Here is a 17,698-nt window from a genome sequence, read left to right on the forward strand (position 1 = left end):
CCGTTCGCTTCGAACGAAGTCGAGAAGCGGTTGGCAAGCCTGCCGGGAATTATTCCCGGCAGGCCAATCCATTCACCGATACCCCGCCGCAGCCAGCAGCGCGATAAGGTCCATCCGCTTGACCTTCAGAGACGGTTCCGCCGTCACGTCGATCCATTCGTCGGGCGAATGGCCGCGTCCGCCGGTCGCCGCGCGGGGGATGGTGATCGCGGGGATGCTCAGGCTCATCGGCACATTGGCGTCGGTCGAACTGAAGCTGAACCGGGCGGTCACGCCTTCCGCCGCATAGGCCGCCACCGTCTGGCGGACCAGCGCGCTGCTGGTGTCGCTATGGCCGGCCGGGCGATCGCCGATCATCTCCTTGTCGACGCTGATCGCCCCGTCCTTCGTCGATCGCGCCGCATTTTCGGTCGCGACCGCCCGGTCCGCCGTCGCAAGCATCGCCTGTTCCAGCTTCGCGAGTTCCTCCGCGCTTTCCGATCGCATGTCGACCTGCAACCATATCTCTTCGGGAATGGCGTTCACCGAAGAACCGCCGCCCACCACGCTGGCGCTATAGGTCGTCCTGGGCGACGCCGGCACCGGGATCCTGTACAGGTCCACCACCGTCTGGCTCATCGCCGTCATCGGATTGACCAGCCCGAATGCGCCAAAGCTGTGGCCGCCCGGCCCCTTGAACGTCAGCTTGTACCGCTTCGATCCGACGCCGCCGGTGACGATGCCGTCGGTCGAACTGTCATCCATCGAGAAGAAGCTGGCGATGCGGCCCTTATATTTGCCCGCGTTGAACAATTGCTTCGTGCCGCGCAGGTCGCCCAGACCCTCTTCTCCGACATTGCCGACGAACACTATGTCCATGGGCGTTTCGATCTTCGCGGCGTTCATCGCCTTGGCCAGGCTCATCAGCGTGGCGAGGCCCGACGTATCGTCGCCGATCCCCGGCGCCATCAGGCGATTGCCCTCGCGCTTGACCGTAACCGGCGTGCCTTCGGGGAAGACAGTATCCAGATGCGCCGCGATGACGACGACCTTGCCGCCCGGCTTGCCCGTGCCACGCCGCAGCGCCAGCACATTGCCCACCGGGTCAATCTCCACATCGCTGAAACCGGCGGCGCGGAACAGATCGGCATAGGCCTTGCCACGCGCCTGTTCCTTGAAAGGCGGGGCAGGAATTTCGGTCAGGGTGATGATATTCTTCACCCACTGCTCATGCTCGGCCTCCAGCGCGGCGAAAGCGGCCTTCACCGCCGGGCGCGCGCGGATGGCGGCAATCGCCTTGGCGTCTGCGGGGGAAGGGGCGGGGGCCGTTGCGGCAGGGGCGATAGTGGCCGACAGGGCCGTTCCCGCCAGGATCATGCTTAGCGCCAGGCGCTTCATTCTTCGTCCTTTTCGTGATTATCAGTGCGACACGCCGGGCCGGTCTAAAGACCGCAACCATGGATTGTCGAGCCTGCGTTCCAACGTAAAGGGCCAACGAAAAAGGGGGCGCGTTTCCGCACCCCCTTTCCCTTACCTCATGAAATGGGTTCAGGCCGCCAGCGTGGCGCTGTCGATCACGAAGCGATATTTGACGTCGCTCTTCACCATCCGTGCATAGGCGGCTTCGATGTCCTGCGCGGCGATCAGCTCGATTTCGGAGGTGATGCCCTTTTCGGCGCAGAAATCGAGCATTTCCTGCGTTTCGGCGATGCCGCCGATCAGCGACCCGGCAATGGCGCGGCGCTTGAAGATCAGCGCGGCGACATTGGGCGAGGGGTGCGCATGCTCGGGCACGCCCACCAGGGTCAACGTGCCGTCCCGCTTCAACAGGGTGGTGAAGGCGTCCAGATTATGGCTGGCGGCGACCGTGTTCAGGATGAAGTCGAAGCTGTTGGCATGGGCCGCCATTTCTTCCGCATTGCGCGACACGACCACTTCGTCCGCGCCCAGATCCAGCGCGTCCTGCCGCTTCGAGTCGGACGTGGTGAAGGCCACCACATGCGCGCCCAGCGCATGGGCCAGCTTGATGCCCATATGCCCCAGACCGCCGATACCGACGATGCCGACCTTCTGGCCCGGCCCGACCTTCCAGTGGCGCAGCGGCGACCAGGTGGTGATGCCGGCGCACAGCAGGGGCGCGACGGCGGCCAGCTGTTCAGGCGCATGGCTGATCTTCAGGACGAAATCATCCTTCACGACGATGCTCTGCGAATAGCCGCCCAGCGTGTGGCCCGGCGCATCTTCGGTTGCGCCATTATAGGTGCCGGTGAAGCCGTTTTCGCAATATTGCTCCAGCCCTTCGTCGCAGGCGGCGCAGCTCTGGCAGCTGTCGACCATGCATCCGACGCCGACGGTGTCGCCGACCTTGAACTTGCTCACATGGTCGCCGACGGCGGTGACATGGCCGACGATTTCATGGCCGGGGACGCAGGGATATTGGGTGCCGTCCCATTCGGAACGGACCTGATGCAGATCCGAATGGCAGACGCCGCAATAGGCGATGGCGATCTGCACATCATGGGCGCCAACCGCGCGCCGTTCGATGTCGATGGATTCCAGCGGCTTGTCGGCGGCATAGGCGCCATAGGCTTTTACGCTCATTGGGTGGTCCCTTTGATGCTGGTGATGTCGCCAGAGATGGCGAGGGGTATTGGGAGGGGCCGTAAATCTATACAGCTCGGTATAGATAGGAAGGAAACAGGCGGCGTTCAAGCCCGCCCATTGCCAAACCACCGTCCGACGCTATCTCTGCCCTCATGTCCGGCCCCCAATCCCCCGATCGTTTCAACGAAGACAAGGCGAGCTTCACCATAACCGGCAGCCAGCCGGATATCGATACCGGGGTGGAGGCGATCCGCACCACGCTTAAGACGCTGCCGACCCGTCCGGGCGTGTACCGGATGCATGATGCGCGCGGCGACGTCCTTTATGTGGGCAAGGCGCGCGCGCTGAAGAACCGCGTCGCCAATTATACGCAGGTGGATCGTCTGCCCCGGCGGCTCCAGCGCATGGTCGCCCAGACCCGCAGCATGACCATCGTCACCACCAACAGCGAAGCCGAAGCGCTGTTGCTGGAGGCGCAACTGATCAAGCGCTATCGGCCGCCCTACAACGTCCTGCTACGCGACGACAAAAGCTTCCCTTTCATCCTGCTGCGCGACGATCATGCCTTTCCCCGCGTCCAGAAGCATCGCGGCGCGCGCAAATATAAGGGCCGCTATTATGGTCCCTTCGCCAGCGCCGGATCGGTGACGCGGACAATCAATGCGCTGCAAAAGCTGTTCCTGCTGCGATCCTGCACCGACAGCTTCTTTTCCAACCGCTCGCGACCCTGCCTGCTTTATCAAATCAAGCGCTGCTCGGCTCCTTGTGTCGATCGCATCGATGCGGCGGGCTATGCCGAACTGGTCAGCGATGCGCAGGATTTCCTCGGCGGCAAATCGACCGCCGTGCAGAAGAAATTGGGCGCGGCGATGGAGCAGGCCGCCGAAGCGCTGGATTTCGAACAGGCGGCGGTGATCCGCGACCGGCTGAAGGCGCTGACCTTCATTCAAGGCAGTCAGGCCATTAACGCCGAAGGGCTGGGCGACGCCGACATTTTCGCGCTGGCGGAAAAGGGCGGATCCATGTGCATCCAGGCCTTCTTCATTCGCGGCGGGCAGAATTGGGGCCATCGCAGCTTCTTCCCCGTCCACACCGCCGACGTCGCGACGGAGGAGGTGCTGGAAAGCTTCATGGCGCAATTTTACGAGGAAGTGCCGCCGCCCAGGCTGATCCTGACCGACCGCGAACCGGCCGAATGCGAACTGATGGCGCTGGCCCTGTCGGAACGGATCGGCAGCAAGGTGCGGATCGAAGTGCCCCAGCGCGGCGACCGCACCCGCCTGATCAAGCAGGCGCAGCGCAACGCGGTGGAGGCGCTCGACCGGCGGCTGGCGGAAACCACCAGCCAGGGCCGCATCATGGAGGATATGGTCGAAGCCTTCGGGCTGGAGGGCGTGCCCGACCGGATCGAGATTTACGACAACAGCCATATTCAGGGCGCGCACGCGTTGGGCGCGATGGTCGTCGCCGGGCCGGAAGGGTTCCGCAAAAACGCCTATCGCAAGTTCAACATGAAGAACCCGGAGATCAGCAACGACGATTTCGCGATGATGCGCGAAATGTTCGAACGGCGCTTTGGACGCGCGCAGAAGGAAGACCCGGATCGCGACAGCGGCGAATGGCCCGATCTGGTGCTGATCGACGGCGGCAAGGGCCAGCTATCGGCCGCCCGCACGATGCTGGAGGAAATGGGCATAGAGGATGTGACCATGATCGGCGTCGCCAAGGGGCCGCATCATGGGCGCGAGGGGCGCGAAGTCTTCCACCTGCTGGACGGCCGCGAAATCACCTTCCCGCTGAACCATCCGGTGCTTTTCTACCTGCAACGCCTGCGCGACGAGGCGCACCGCTTCGCCATCGGCGCCCACCGCGCCAAGCGCAGCAAGGCGATCACGGTCAGTTCGCTGGACGAAGTCCCCGGCATCGGCCCCGCCCGCAAGAAGGCGCTGCTGATGCATTTCGGCACGGCGCGCGCCGTCCGCGACGCCGCGCTGGACGATCTGCAACGCGCGCCCGGCGTGTCGAAGGCCGTCGCTCAGCAGGTCTATGATTATTTCCATGGATGAATGTGGATGGGCCAGGATGGGTGGTTAAGCGACTGGCAGCTTTCAAGAATTTCGTCATGCCAGTGAAGGCTGGCATCTCAGGCAGGCGCACGCGACATAAATGGATAGCGCTATACGGCTGGCCTCATTCTGCTACCGCCTGCGACCCCAGCCTTCGCTGGGGTGACGGCTATGGGGCAGGCCAAAACGACCGCCCGACGTCCGCTTCTGGCCGAAACTCCCCATCTGGTTGCTGTCCTACAATCCCGCAATTTCCTACTGCATGACCTGCTCTTTCCATTGTCGATGCACTCCGCCGCGCTGATTTCGTCAAAGGCGACATAAAGCGACAAAAACATGCGCGTTTTGCGGTGCTTTTGTCGCTTTATGGCCATCTTCAGGCAAGAATGGGTTCGGTATCCGATCCACGCAGCAGCCTTGGAGCCAGCCGCTTCAGCCTCTAAGAGGCTAAGCCATGCCCCATCTCACCACCGCCGCCATCGTCTGTGCCGTGCGCCATCATGGCGAACATGGCGCGATCGCGCGGCTGTTGACGCCGGACGACGGGCTGCTGCCCGGCTATGTGCGGGGCGGGCGGTCGCGGGCGCTGCGGCCGGTGCTGATGCCCGGCAATGTCGTGATGGCGGAGTTGCGCGCCCGCACGGAGGATCAGCTTGCCGGCCTGACCGTCGAACTCGCCCATAGCCGCGCGCCGCTCCATGCCGAGCCTTTGCCTGCCGCTGCGATCGACTGGAGCTGTGCGCTCACCGCCGCCTCGCTGCCGGAAGGCACACCTTATCCGGCGCTGCATCAGGCGCTGTCCGGCCTGCTCGACGCGGTGGAGGCGGCGCCGGCGGCGCGCGGATGGGCCGTGGCGCTGGTGCGTTACGAACTGCTGTTGCTCGCTGAACTGGGCTTCGGCCTCGACCTGACCCGTTGCGCCGCGCTGGGCGATACGAACGATCTCGCCTATGTCAGCCCGCGCAGCGCCGCTGCCGTCAGCCGCGCGGCGGCGGTGGGCTATGAAAGCCGGCTGCTGCCCCTGCCGCCCTTCTTGCTGGAAGGGGGAATGGGCGATTGGGGCCAGATACTCGACGGGCTGCGCCTCACCGGCTTCTTCCTTGAACGATCCGTCCTGATCGATCGGCGCGCCGATGTGCTGGCTGCGCGCGAAAGACTGGTGGAGCGCCTCAAAAGGGCGGTTGCGTGAAACCTCCTGTCTCCATAAGGGAGCGCCACGCAATATAAGGAGTGCCCGCCATGTTGATCGCCCTGTTCCCCGGAGACGGCATCGGTCCCGAAATCGTCGCCCAGGCCAAGCGCGTGCTCGATGCGCTGGCGATTGACGGCCTCACCTATGAAGACGGTCTGGTCGGCGGCGCCGCCTATAAGGCGGTCGGCCATCCGTTGCCGCCCGAAACGCTCGACGTCGCGAAGCGCGCCGACGCCATCCTGTTCGGCGCGGTGGGCGATCCCGATTGCGACGCGCTGGAACGGCATCTGCGCCCCGAACAGGCGATCCTGGGTCTGCGCAAGGAACTGGGCCTTTTCTCCAACCTGCGCCCGGCCAAGGTCTTCCCCGAACTGGCGCATGAAAGCGCGCTGAAGCCCGAAGTTGCCGGCTCCATCGACCTGCTGATCGTCCGCGAAACCAATGGCGACGTCTATTTCGGCGAAAAGGGTTTCCGCACCACCGCTGACGGCCTGCGCGAAGGCTATGACATCATGTCGTACAATGAAGCCGAAGTGCGCCGCATCGCCCATGCCGGTTTCCAGGCCGCCCGCGCCCGTCGCGGCAAGCTGTGTTCGGTGGACAAGGCCAATGTGCTGGAAACCAGCCAGTTGTGGCGTGACGTGGTGATCGAAGTGTCGGCCGACTATCCCGACGTCGCCCTGACCCATATGTATGTGGATAATGCCGCGATGCAGCTGGTTCGCAATCCCGGCCAGTTCGACGTCATCGTCACCGGCAACCTGTTCGGCGACATTCTCTCCGATCAGGCGAGCATGTGCGTCGGCTCCATCGGTATGCTGGCGTCGGCCACGCTGAACGGCAGCGGGCAGGGCCTGTATGAGCCGATCCACGGTTCCGCGCCCGACATTGCCGGGCAGGGTAAGGCCAATCCGCTGGCGACCATATTGTCGGCCGCGATGATGCTGCGTTATTCGCTGAACCTGCCCGAACAGGCCGACCGGATCGAGGCTGCGGTGGCGAAGGCGCTGGCCAACGGCGCGCGCTCGCCCGATCTGGGCGGCGCGATGAACACGGTGGAAATGGGCGACGCGGTGCTGGCCGCGCTTTGATCGCGCCTCGGTTCGTCGCATAATCGACTGATTGTCTTAAGTTTTGCGGCCTCATGCCGATCTAATCGGAAAATGGGGTCGCACGACATGCAGATGATATTGGCGCAGGATCATGATGGCCTGCGCAAAATGATGCGGAATTTCGCCCACGCCATGGAGAATGCGCGGGTGGAGGACATGCCGGATATTGCCCGTCGTCGGATCGGCTTTTCGCAACTGTTCCGCGAACATATGGCGCGTGAGGATGCGATGGTGCGGGATGTGCGCCGGGGCGCGATGGCGCCGCAGGCCGACCGGATTTTCCGCGATCACAGCCGTGCGATAGTCGCCCTGTTCCTGCGCTACAGCGACCATATCAAATATTGGACCCCGGCGCAGATCGCGGCCGACTGGCCGGGTTATCGCCAGGGCGTGCTGGCTTTGCAGAACGGCCTCTATGACCAGATGGAATGGGAAGAAGCCAATCTCCATCCCTTGTTGCAGGGGCCGGCGCAACGGGCTGCGTGAAGGGGGCCAATATCTGGGCATCGGTCCTGTCCGCACTTACGCCTGATCGATAAGGGCGCTGAATGACCGATCTTTCGCTTGCCTCGCTTCGTTCCGCCGCCGCCCTGATCCATGAACAGGTGCCGCCGACGCCGCAATATGCCTGGCCCCTGCTGGCCGGGCGCAGCGGCTGCGATGTGTGGGTGAAGCATGAGAACCACACGCCCACCGGCGCGTTCAAGGTGCGCGGCGCGATCACCTATATCGACTGGCTGCGCGCCGCTCATCCCGAAGTGGCCGGCATCATCACCGCCACCCGCGGCAATCATGGCCAGGCGCAGGTTCGCGCGGCCAAGGCGGCGGGCCTGTCCGTCACCATCGTCGTCCCCCATGGCAATGCGCTGGAAAAGAACCGGGCGATGCGCGCCTTTGGCGCGAACCTGATCGAACATGGCCATGATTTCGACAGCGCCAAGGCGGAAGCGCTGCGTCTGTCGCAAGAACAGGGCCTGTTCATGGTGCCCGCCTATCATGATCAGCTGGTGCGCGGCGTCGCCAGCTATGGTCTGGAACTGTTCGATGCGGTGCCCGATCTCGACACCGTCTATGTGCCCGTTGGCTGCGGATCGGGGCTGTGCGGCACGATTGCCGCGCGTGATGCGCTGGGCCTGAAGACGAAGATTGTCGGCGTCGTCTCTGCTCATGTCGATGCGGCAAAATTGTCGTTCGAGGCAGGCCGCCTCATCTCCAGCCCGACCGCCTACACCTTTGCCGATGGCGTCGCGGTCTGCACCCCGGTTCAGGCCGCGCTCGACTATTTCGGGCCGCGCGCTGATCGCTTCGTCGCCGTCACCGATGATGAGGTGGCGCAGGCGATCCGCATCTATTGGGAGGACACCCATAATCTCGCCGAAGGCGCTGGCGCCGTCGCGCTGGCCGCGCTGATGCAGGAAAAAGAGACGATGCGCGGCAAGAAGGTTGCGGTAATCCTGTCGGGCGGTAATGGCGACAGGAGCCAGATGGCGGAGATATTGGGCGGGGCCACCCCGCGCGTGGAATTGCGGAAGGCGATATGAAGCGGAAGAGCGGTCAGAACCCGGAGATCACGAAGAACTGGAAGCCGGCGACGCTGGCCATCCGGGGCGGCACGGCGCGCACCGAATATGGCGAAACGTCCGAAGCGCTCTTCCTGTCCAGCGGCTATTGCTATGACCGGGCGGAGGACGCCGCTGCGCGCTTCGCCGGCGATCAGCAGGGCATGACCTATAGCCGCCTTCAGAACCCGACGGTGGAGATGCTGGAACAGCGCATCGCCCTGCTGGAAGGCGCGGAGGCGTGCCGGGCCACCGCGACCGGCATGGCGGCGATGACCGCCGCTCTGCTGTGCCAGTTGTCGGCGGGCGACCATGTCGTCGCGGCCAAGGCGGCCTTCGGCTCCTGCCGCTGGCTGGTCGACACGCTGCTGCCCAAATTCGGCATTCAGACGACCACGATCGACGGCGCTGACGTTGCCGCCTGGGAAGCGGCGGTAAAGCCCAATACGAAGGTCTTCTTCTTCGAAACGCCGGCCAACCCGACCATGGATGTGGTGGACATTGCCGCCGTGTGCGCCATTGCCAAAACGCATGGCATCACCACCGTCGTCGACAATGCCTTCGCCTCGCCCGCGCTTCAGCGGCCGATGGATTTCGGCGCGGATGTCGTGGCCTATAGCGCGACCAAGATGATGGATGGTCAGGGCCGTGTGCTGGCCGGCGCCATTTGCGGCACCCGCGACTGGATCGACAATGTCCTGTTGCCCTTCCATCGGAACACCGGCCCGACACTCAGCGCGTTCAACGCCTGGGTGGTGCTCAAGGGGCTGGAAACGCTGGACCTGCGCATCCGCCGTCAGAGCGACAATGCGCTCAAGGTTGCGCGCTTCCTGGAAACGCGCCTGCCAAAGGTCAATTATCCCGGCCTTGAAAGCCATCCGCAGCATGCGCTGGCCATGCAGCAGATGGAGGCCGCCGGTCCGATCTTCTCGCTCTATGTCGGTGGCGGCCGGGCGGAGGCCCATGGCCTGCTCAACGCGCTGGAACTGGTCGACATCAGCAACAATATCGGCGACTCCCGGTCGCTCATGACGCATCCTGCCTCCACCACCCATTTCGGCATGGCGGAAGAAGCCCGGCTGGAAGTGGGCATTACCGAAGACATGCTGCGGCTCAACGTCGGTCTGGAAGACCCGGATGATGTCATCGCTGATTTCGACCAGGCATTGCGCGCGATAGGCCGTTGACGGACGCGGGGGTTAGGGCGCATTCCTGAAACATGACCGTGCTTGCGCTCTTCCCCTTTCATGCGACGACGCGGGATATTACCGTCCATGTCGCCGTCACCTTCCTGCCCGAACAATCGGAGCCGGATCGGGGGCGGTGGTTCTGGGCCTATCATATCCGTATCGAGAATTTGGGCGACCAGCCGGTGCAGTTGCTGACCCGCCACTGGATCATCACCGACGGGCGCGGGGCGCAGCATCGGGTCGATGGCGATGGCGTGGTGGGGGAACAGCCGGTGGTGCAGCCGGGGAAAAGCTATGACTATGTATCAGGCTGCCCGCTGGGCACGCCGACCGGCTCCATGCAGGGCAGCTATCGCATGATCGGCGCTGCTGGAGAGACGTTCGAAGTGGCGATCCCGCATTTCGCTCTGGTTGCGCCGGCGGTGGCCGAATGAAGCGGACGCATTTGCCGCTCAACGGCCTGCGCGTGCTGGATGCGGCGGCCCGGCATTTGTCCTTCACTCGCGCGGCGGACGAGCTGGCGGTGACGCCGGCGGCCGTGGGGCAACAGATCCGCGCGCTGGAGGATATGCTGGGTGTCGTCCTGTTCCGCCGCACGCCCAAAGGGCTGGAACTGACCCCGGAAACCGAAGCGGGCCTGGATGCATTGCGCGCCGGCTTTCTGGAGTTTGAAGAAGCCGTTCGGGCGATGCAGGCCGGGCAGTCCAGCCACGCGCTGACCATTGCCGCGCCCCGCGACATCAGCGCCAAATGGCTTCAGCCGCGTCTGGCAGCCTATGCCGCTGGCCAGCCCGACCTGACCTTCCAACTGATCGCCGCGGACGAAGCGCTCGACTTCACCGAAGCCAATCTGGACATCGCCCTGCGCCTGACGGACAGCGCGGGGGAGCATGAAGGCGTCAAGATCGGCGAGGCCGCCTATGTCACGGTGGAGGCGGCGGCCGGTGGCCCCGATCATCGCATCGACTGGCCCGGTTGCCCTGCTGGAGACAAGCCTGCGACCATCCGCGTCGCCGATGGCGGTCTGGCGATCGAGGCGGCGGTCAGCGGCTTCGGCCGCGCGCGCGTGCCGTTGCTGCTGGCGCAGGCCGATCTGGCGGCCGGCCGGGTTCGGCAGGTGGGCGACACCAGCCCGACCCTGCTTGCCTATTGGCTGATCGCGCCGCTGCCGCAATGGCGGCAAAAGAAGGTCAAGGCGCTGGTCGAGGCGCTGACCACCTGACATCTTTCCCTTGGCCGGGCTGTCCAATTAATCGGCAACTGTCTTACCCTCACTATGAGGCAGATGGTGCGCCGATTATTGTGTTCGGTTGCGACAAAAAAATCTGAAAATTTCGCTTCGCCATTGCTTCGATCTTCGAAATGACGATGCGAAGGTTGATGGTATCGCAAATATAATTTCGTTTCAGAAACAAATATATAACAGTCTATGTTATGTTTGTTCCAATATCATTGTCAATCTGGCGTGAATTTCTTTCTTTTTGACGCAACGCCATCCTAATTTCATATCCACTTGATGCAGCATAAGAACCATCGACAGAAATTTCGTCGATGATAGGGCGTGTGCGTAATAATATCATGCGCATGACCAAAAAAAGGGGTCGCTCCACAGATTTATATATTGGTTCGCCAATTATAGCTGAAAATGGAGTGAAGCATGAAAATAGGTCTATTATTAGCGGCCAGTGCCATGGCGCTATGTTATTCTGTTCCCGCAAGCGCCAGTGATGAAACCCGAAATTCTCCTACGGGCGGCGCTCTTCCATCAGGAGTGACGGAAGTCGGCGGCATCGTCGTCGATATGACCGGAACCAACAATAATCGCGTGGTGTCTCAACTTGCCGCGTCGCAACTGTACCGGGGCTATGCCAATTATTCTGAAAACTCGGTTCCGGGCGTCGCTACCGGCAATCCTCTGTTGTTTGGAACCCAGACCGGCTATGACAGTACGCTGCTGGATCAGTTGGGCGGTGGTATTCAGGCGCTGTCCGTCCGCATCACCCTCTATGACGGCGATACCGCTCCCGGTGATTTTGACGACGGCGAAAATACCCTGTCGGTCAATGACATAGTGCTGGGCAACTGGTCCGATGTGACCGCCTATCAAACGACCTCCGACGGTCAGACGTTGCTGGGAACGAACAACGGGTTCGGCGACAGCATATTGGCGACGGGCTTTTTCAGCACGACGGACCTGGCGGTGCTGACGGATATTTACAACAGCCTGCTGGCGACCAACGCGCTGGCCTTCACGCTGAACGACGTCGATCCCTATGACAATTATTTCGATTTCACCCAGGGGGTCGATGGCGGCCTGATCGATGTCGGCACGGGGCCGGTCGTGACGCCGCCGACCGTGCCGCCGACCGGCCAGTTCCTCTATTGGGATGGCGCTTCGGGTAATGCGGGCAATGGCGTCGTCGATGGCGGGGACGGCGTGTGGGATGCCACTACCGCCAACTGGACAGAGGCGACCGGCGGCGTCAACGGCGCCTATACGCCCAATCCCGGCAGCGTCACCTTTGCGGGCGCGGCCGGCACGGTGACGGTCGACAACAGCCTGGGCAATGTCGCGGTCGAAGGCATGCATTTTGCCGTCGGCGGCTATCATGTCGTTGGAGAGCCGATCGAACTGAGCGGCACGGCCGCGACCATCCGGGTTGGTGACGGCACGGCCGATGGCGCCGGCTTCGTCGCCACCATAGATGCGCCGCTGACCGGCACGGCCGGGCTCACCAAGACGGATCTGGGCGTATTGGCTCTGGGCGGAGTCAACAGCTATTCCGGCACGACCACGGTGGCGGGCGGCACGCTGATCGGATCGGCAACCAGCTTCGGCAGCGGTGAAGCGGTGATCGACGCCGGCGCGCACCTCATCTTCGAACAGCCGGTCGATGCGACCTTCGCAAACGCGATCTCCGGCCAGGGAAGCCTGTTCAAGGCTGGTGCAGGCAGACTGGAACTGACGGCGGACAGCAGCTTTGAAGGAGCGACCTCGGTTGTCGCAGGCACGTTGCAGGTCAATGGCGGCATCGCCAATTCGGTGGTGACGGTCGGCAATGGCGCGACGCTGGGGGGCTATGGCACGGTGGGCGGCATAGCCGCGCAATCCGGCTCCGTGGTCGCGCCGGGCGGGTCGATCGGCACGCTCAGCGTCAATGGCGATTATCAGCAGGCGGCAGGATCGACCTATGCTGTGGAACTGACGTCAGCGGGCGACACCGATCTGATCGACATTTCCGGCGCGGCGACGCTGGACAGCGGCTCCCGACTGGTCGTGACGAAGACGGACGCCGCGCGCTATGTGCTGGGCAAGCGCTACACCGTCCTGACCGCCGATGGCGGCGTTGCCGGCGACTATGCGCTGTCGGGCGATACGCAGGTGTCTCTCTTCTACAATCTGGTCGATACCTATGACGCCAATAGTGTCTATCTCGATGTCGCACAGACCCGCAGCTTCGCATCGGCTGGCGTAACACCCAACCAGATTTCGGCGGCGGCGGGTGCCGACAGCACGACCGGCACGCTGCACGATGCGATCGGCTATCTCCAGACGGAGGCGGACGCCCGTGTCGCATTCGATGCGATTTCGGGTGAAATCCACGCCACCGCCCGCGCCGCCGCGCTGGAGGACAGCCGCTTCATCCGGGAGGCGGTGAATGGACGCTTGCTCGACGTCACCGATCCCAATGCCCTGTGGTTCCGCGGCTTTGGCTCCTGGGGACGGATGAAGGGCGATGGCAACGCCGCGCGTTATGATCGTGACATTGCCGGCTTCTTCCTTGGCTATGACATGATCCGCAGCGGCGCGCTGCGCATCGGTCTGATCACGGGCTACAGCCATAGCAGCATCAAGCTGCCGGCGCGTTCGTCTTCGGCCAAGGCGGATGAAGTCCATATGGGCGCCTATGCCGGCTATGGAAAGGATCGGGGCTTTTCGGCGCGCTGGGGCGCATCCTATACGTTCCGGGCGGTCAAGACCAATCGGTCCGTGTCTTTCCCCGGCCTTACCGACACGCTCAGCGGCAAATATGATGTCGGCATCGGGCAGGCGTTCGGCGAGCTTGGCTACAAGATCGGTGTTGGTCCGGCCACGATCGAGCCGATCGCGGGTCTGGCCTATGTCCATCTGGACAGCAGCACGGATGTGGAGCGGGGCGGGGCGGCGAAATTGCTGGTCCATGGCAAGAATTCGCAAGTCCTGTTCAGCACCCTTGGCGGGCGCTTCAGCGCCAGCCTGACGCCAAAGGCGGACACGATCGTCGCGCTGACCGGATCGGCCGCCTGGCGCCATGCCAGCAGCAATCGCACGGCGCTGGCCTCGATGGCCTTTGTCGATGGCGACCGCTTCGCCATCACCGCGCCGCCCATCGCCAAGGATGTCGCGGCGGTGGACCTGGGCGTCGAAGCCCGGCTCAAGTCCGGCCCGGTGCTCAGCCTGTCCTATTCCGGGCAGATTGGCGATAATCTGCGCGATCATGGCGTGAAGGCCAGCCTGCGCTGGCCGCTCTGACAGCGGCCATGTACGTGGCGGGGAGGGGCAAGCCCTTTCCGCCACGCATCCCTTTCATCTATCAGCCGCCAAATTCATCGCGCGCGTCATCAGCGCCACGAACCGGCTCTCCTCCACTCGCGCCGCCGGATTGTTCCAGCTGCCGCTGAGCGCATACCAGCTTCCGTCCTGCGCCTGCGCCAGCAGGTTCATCGCCATGACGCCCGGCTCGCTGCCGCCCTTATAGCCCAGATAGCGCCAGCGTTTCGCGTCAGCCGGCGCGATGCCGGGATTGACCGCCATGATCGGTAGAGCCTCTCCACCCCGCACACGCAGCCAGTCGAGCAGCGCGATCATGTCGGCCGGCGACGCGAACCATTCGATGCTGTCGATCGCGGTCGGGGTTTCGGCGACGCTACCCACATCCACCATGCTAGCGGTCAGGCGCGGCGCACTATCGCGTAGGAGGGCGCGACGATCGGCAAGCGACCCTTGCGCATAACGCTGGCGCAGAGCGGCATTGGCCGGCATCTTGAGTGCGAAAGCCTCTGCGGTGCTGAGCAGCGGCAGCGCCTTGCGCGCATCCGCATGGCCGGCGGTCGCCAGCATCGCGTCGACCTGTTCCCGCCCCAGTGCGCGCAATAGCGTGTCGCTGGCGCTATTGTCGCTTTCGGCGATCATCGCGGTGGCAAGGCTATGGAGCGTCATGGGCGCCCGATCGGGCCAGTGCATCAGACGGCCGGAAAAACTCTTCGGGCCGAGCGGAATGACGTCGCTCCAGCGCCTCTGATGCGCCTGTGTCGCGCGGACCAGTTCGGCCAGTATATAAAGTTTAAAGCTGGAGCCCGTCGCCATCTGCGCGTCGGCGCGGTGGGCGTGCAGCAATTGCGGGCCAGCATCGGTCAATTTCGCGATGGCAAAGGCGCTGCTGCCGGGCAGGGCGGCGATATCGGTCATAACTCTGTCGAAGCTATCCTGCGCCGTCTTTGCGCCGACGATATGCAGGCCGACGACCCGGTTGGGCGTTTGCGGCGCGACGACGAGCGAGAAGCCGACCGTCGCCCGTTCATAACGGATTTCAACCTGTCCGGCCGTGTCGCTGGTCTGGCTGATCGCGCCCAAAGCCACCGGCCGGCCATGCTGGGCGCGTAGATCGGCCGCGATGGCGCGCCAGCGATCCACCGGCACGGCATCGAGGAAGATGGGGGAGAAATAATCATCCTCGCCGCCGGGAGCGGAGAGGATGTGCAGCAATTGTTCCGCGCGGGATTGATATGTTGGCGAGGGTTGCTGCGCTGATGTTGGATGCGGAATGAGCAAGGCGAGGGCGGCGATCAGGAAGCAGAGTAGCCAGTGGCGATTGCTCTGCCACATCGACATCACGCGTCGATCGCTTCCCCATCCACCGCAGCCGCATTTTCCTGAATGAAGGCGAAGCGGTGGGCCGGATTGGTGCCCATCAGCCGATCGACCAGTTCGCGCACCTGCTGCCGATCCTCAATATCGTCGGGCAGGGTGATGCGGATCAGCATGCGCGTCTTGGGATCCATGGTGGTTTCCCGCAACTGCATCGGGTTCATTTCGCCCAGCCCCTTGAAGCGGCTGATGTCGACTTTCTTGCCTTTAAACTCCTTGGCCAGCAACTCCTCGCGATGCGCATCATCCTTGGCGTAGAGGCTCTTGCCCCCCGCGACCAGGCGATAGAGCGGCGGCTGCGCCAGATAGAGATGTCCGCGCCGCACCAGTTCAGGCATTTCCTGGAAGAAGAAGGTCATCAGCAGCGTGGCGATATGGGCGCCATCGACGTCGGCATCGGTCATGATGACGATGCGTTCGTAGCGCAGATTGTCCGGGTTGCAATCCTTGCGCGTGCCGCAGCCCAGCGCCAGGATCATGTCGGCAATTTCCTGATTTGCCAATATCTTGGCGGTGTTTGCTGAGGCGACGTTGAGGATTTTTCCGCGCAGGGGCAGGATCGCCTGCGTCTTGCGGTCGCGCGCCTGTTTGGCCGATCCCCCGGCGGAATCGCCTTCGACCAGAAAGATTTCAGCGCCTTCCGGGTCATCGTTCGAACAATCCGTCAGCTTGCCGGGCAGGCGCAATTTCCGGCTGTTCGTCGCCGTCTTGCGCTTGACCTCCTTCTCCTGCTTGCGCTTCAGGCGCTCGTCCATCCGGTCGAGCACATAGGCGAGCAGCGCCTTGCCCCGGTCCATATGGTCGGTAAGGAAATGATCGAAATGGTCGCGCACCGCGCTTTCAACCAGCCGCGCCGCATCCGGACTGGTCAGCCGGTCCTTGGTCTGGCTTTGAAATTGCGGATCGCGGATGAAGACCGACAGCATGATTTCCGATGACGTCATGATGTCGTCGGCGGTGATGTCCTTCGCCTTCTTCTGCCCTACCAGGTCGCCAAAGGCGCGGATGCCCTTGACTAGAGCGGCGCGCAGCCCTGCTTCATGGGTGCCGCCATCGGGCGTCGGAATCGTGTTGCAGTACCAGCTATAGGATCCATCGGACCAGAGCGGCCAGGCGACCGCCCATTCGACCCTGCCAGCGGCGCCGGGGAAATCCTGATTGCCTGAAAAGAAGACGCTGGTCGCACATTCGCGATCGCCGATCTGTTCCTTCAGATGATCGGCGAGGCCGCCGGGAAACTGGAACACGGCCTCAGTCGGCGTATCATCGCTGATGAGCGAAGGATCGCATTTCCAGCGGATTTCGACGCCGGCAAACAGATAGGCCTTCGATCGGGCAAGGCGGTGGAGGCGCGCCGGCTTGAACTTCTGTTCGCCGAAAATTTCGGTGTCCGGCACGAAACTGACCAATGTGCCCCGACGGTTGGGCGCCGCGCCGACCTTCAGCAATTCGGTTTGCGGCAGGCCGCGCGAAAAGCTCTGGCGGAACAATTCCTTGTTGCGCGCCACTTCCACGATCGTCTCGGTCGACAGTGCGTTGACCACGCTGGCTCCCACGCCGTGCAGGCCGCCGGAGGTGGCATAGGCCTTACCCTCGAACTTGCCGCCCGAATGGAGCGTGGTCATGATCACTTCCAGCGCCGACTTGCCGGGAAATTTGGGATGCTCGTCGATCGGCATGCCACGGCCATTGTCGGTGATGGTCAGTTTGTTGCCGGCCTCCAGCGTCACCTCGATCCGGGTGGCGTGGCCGGCGACAGCCTCGTCCATGCTGTTGTCCAGCACTTCGCTGGCCAGATGGTGCAGCGCCCGTTCGTCCGTACCGCCAATATACATGCCGGGGCGGCGGCGGACCGGCTCCAGTCCTTCCAGCACCTCGATGGTGGAGGCGTCATATTGCGGCGTGGCGGAGGTGTTGGCGGCGAACAGGTCTTCGGACATGCGACAAGCTATAAGCGGCCGGACGGCGGGCGCAAGCGTTGCGCATAAGCCACAGCAGCAATCAATTGTCACAAAGGTGAATGCAACAAAGTCGACGGTCCCTTCGTTCGCAGCGGGACCATGGAGAGAAAAATCTCTGCATCAGGTG

13 protein-coding genes are annotated in these 17,698 nt (G+C 63.3%); 9 read left to right on the plus strand and 4 right to left on the minus strand.

From position 1 onward, the window contains the following. Positions 1-72: 72 nt before the first annotated feature. Together ACFOKF_RS08685 and ACFOKF_RS08690 are read right to left on the minus strand one after the other, a co-directional pair. A complete protein-coding gene (locus ACFOKF_RS08685) occupies positions 73-1,377 on the minus strand; it encodes a M20/M25/M40 family metallo-hydrolase (protein WP_380795053.1) in 1,305 nt (434 codons plus the stop codon). Between the two features lie 150 nt (positions 1,378-1,527). After that, a complete protein-coding gene (locus ACFOKF_RS08690) occupies positions 1,528-2,580 on the minus strand; it encodes an NAD(P)-dependent alcohol dehydrogenase (RefSeq protein ID WP_380795055.1) in 1,053 nt (350 codons plus the stop codon). Between the two features lie 155 nt (positions 2,581-2,735). Here ACFOKF_RS08690 and uvrC point away from each other — a divergent pair, with 155 nt between their 5' ends. The 9 genes from uvrC to ACFOKF_RS08735 all read left to right on the plus strand — a co-directional run bounded on the left by uvrC (position 2,736) and on the right by ACFOKF_RS08735 (position 14,215). Further along, positions 2,736-4,649 carry an excinuclease ABC subunit UvrC gene (uvrC, locus tag ACFOKF_RS08695; RefSeq protein WP_380795057.1) on the plus strand — a complete coding sequence of 638 codons (1,914 nt, stop codon included), beginning with the start codon at positions 2,736-2,738 and terminating at the stop codon, positions 4,647-4,649. A 454-nt stretch (positions 4,650-5,103) separates the two neighbouring features. Then, the gene (recO, locus tag ACFOKF_RS08700) at positions 5,104-5,838 is read left to right on the plus strand and encodes a DNA repair protein RecO (protein ID WP_380795060.1); all 735 of its coding nucleotides are present in this window, start codon (positions 5,104-5,106) and stop codon (positions 5,836-5,838) included. Positions 5,839-5,888: 50 nt separating this feature from the next. Then, complete coding sequence (gene leuB, locus ACFOKF_RS08705) at positions 5,889-6,932, plus strand: 3-isopropylmalate dehydrogenase (RefSeq protein ID WP_380795062.1); 1,044 nt, start codon at positions 5,889-5,891, stop codon at positions 6,930-6,932. 87 nt (positions 6,933-7,019) lie between these two features. Then, positions 7,020-7,439: a hypothetical protein gene (locus ACFOKF_RS08710; RefSeq protein ID WP_380795065.1), complete on the plus strand. Its 420-nt coding sequence runs from the start codon at positions 7,020-7,022 to the stop codon at positions 7,437-7,439. Between the two features lie 62 nt (positions 7,440-7,501). Then, positions 7,502-8,494, plus strand: a complete 993-nt coding sequence (locus ACFOKF_RS08715; protein WP_380795068.1) for a threonine dehydratase — start codon at positions 7,502-7,504, stop codon at positions 8,492-8,494. Then, complete coding sequence (locus ACFOKF_RS08720; protein WP_380795070.1) at positions 8,491-9,699, plus strand: trans-sulfuration enzyme family protein; 1,209 nt, start codon at positions 8,491-8,493, stop codon at positions 9,697-9,699. The genes ACFOKF_RS08715 and ACFOKF_RS08720 overlap by 4 nt, the downstream gene beginning before the upstream one ends. A gap of 38 nt (positions 9,700-9,737) precedes the next feature. Next, positions 9,738-10,136, plus strand: a complete 399-nt coding sequence (gene apaG, locus ACFOKF_RS08725) for a Co2+/Mg2+ efflux protein ApaG (protein ID WP_380797721.1) — start codon at positions 9,738-9,740, stop codon at positions 10,134-10,136. After that, complete coding sequence (locus ACFOKF_RS08730) at positions 10,133-10,924, plus strand: LysR family transcriptional regulator (protein ID WP_380795072.1); 792 nt, start codon at positions 10,133-10,135, stop codon at positions 10,922-10,924. Before apaG ends, ACFOKF_RS08730 begins: the two co-directional genes overlap by 4 nt. Positions 10,925-11,473: 549 nt before the next feature. Beyond that, entirely contained in the window at positions 11,474-14,215 is a 2,742-nt protein-coding gene (locus ACFOKF_RS08735) for an autotransporter outer membrane beta-barrel domain-containing protein (RefSeq protein ID WP_380795074.1), read from the plus strand. A 54-nt stretch (positions 14,216-14,269) separates the two neighbouring features. Here ACFOKF_RS08735 and ACFOKF_RS08740 read toward each other — a convergent pair whose 3' ends face one another. Next, the gene (locus tag ACFOKF_RS08740) at positions 14,270-15,574 is read right to left on the minus strand and encodes a serine hydrolase (protein ID WP_380797723.1); all 1,305 of its coding nucleotides are present in this window, start codon (positions 15,572-15,574) and stop codon (positions 14,270-14,272) included. Beyond that, entirely contained in the window at positions 15,574-17,550 is a 1,977-nt protein-coding gene (gene parE / locus ACFOKF_RS08745) for a DNA topoisomerase IV subunit B (protein WP_380795076.1), read from the minus strand. Before parE ends, ACFOKF_RS08740 begins: the two co-directional genes overlap by 1 nt. Positions 17,551-17,698: the final 148 nt, after the last annotated feature.

Origin of the sequence: Sphingobium rhizovicinum (genome assembly GCF_042647625.1) — a bacterium.
Classification (GTDB): Bacteria; Pseudomonadota; Alphaproteobacteria; order Sphingomonadales; family Sphingomonadaceae; genus Sphingobium; species Sphingobium rhizovicinum.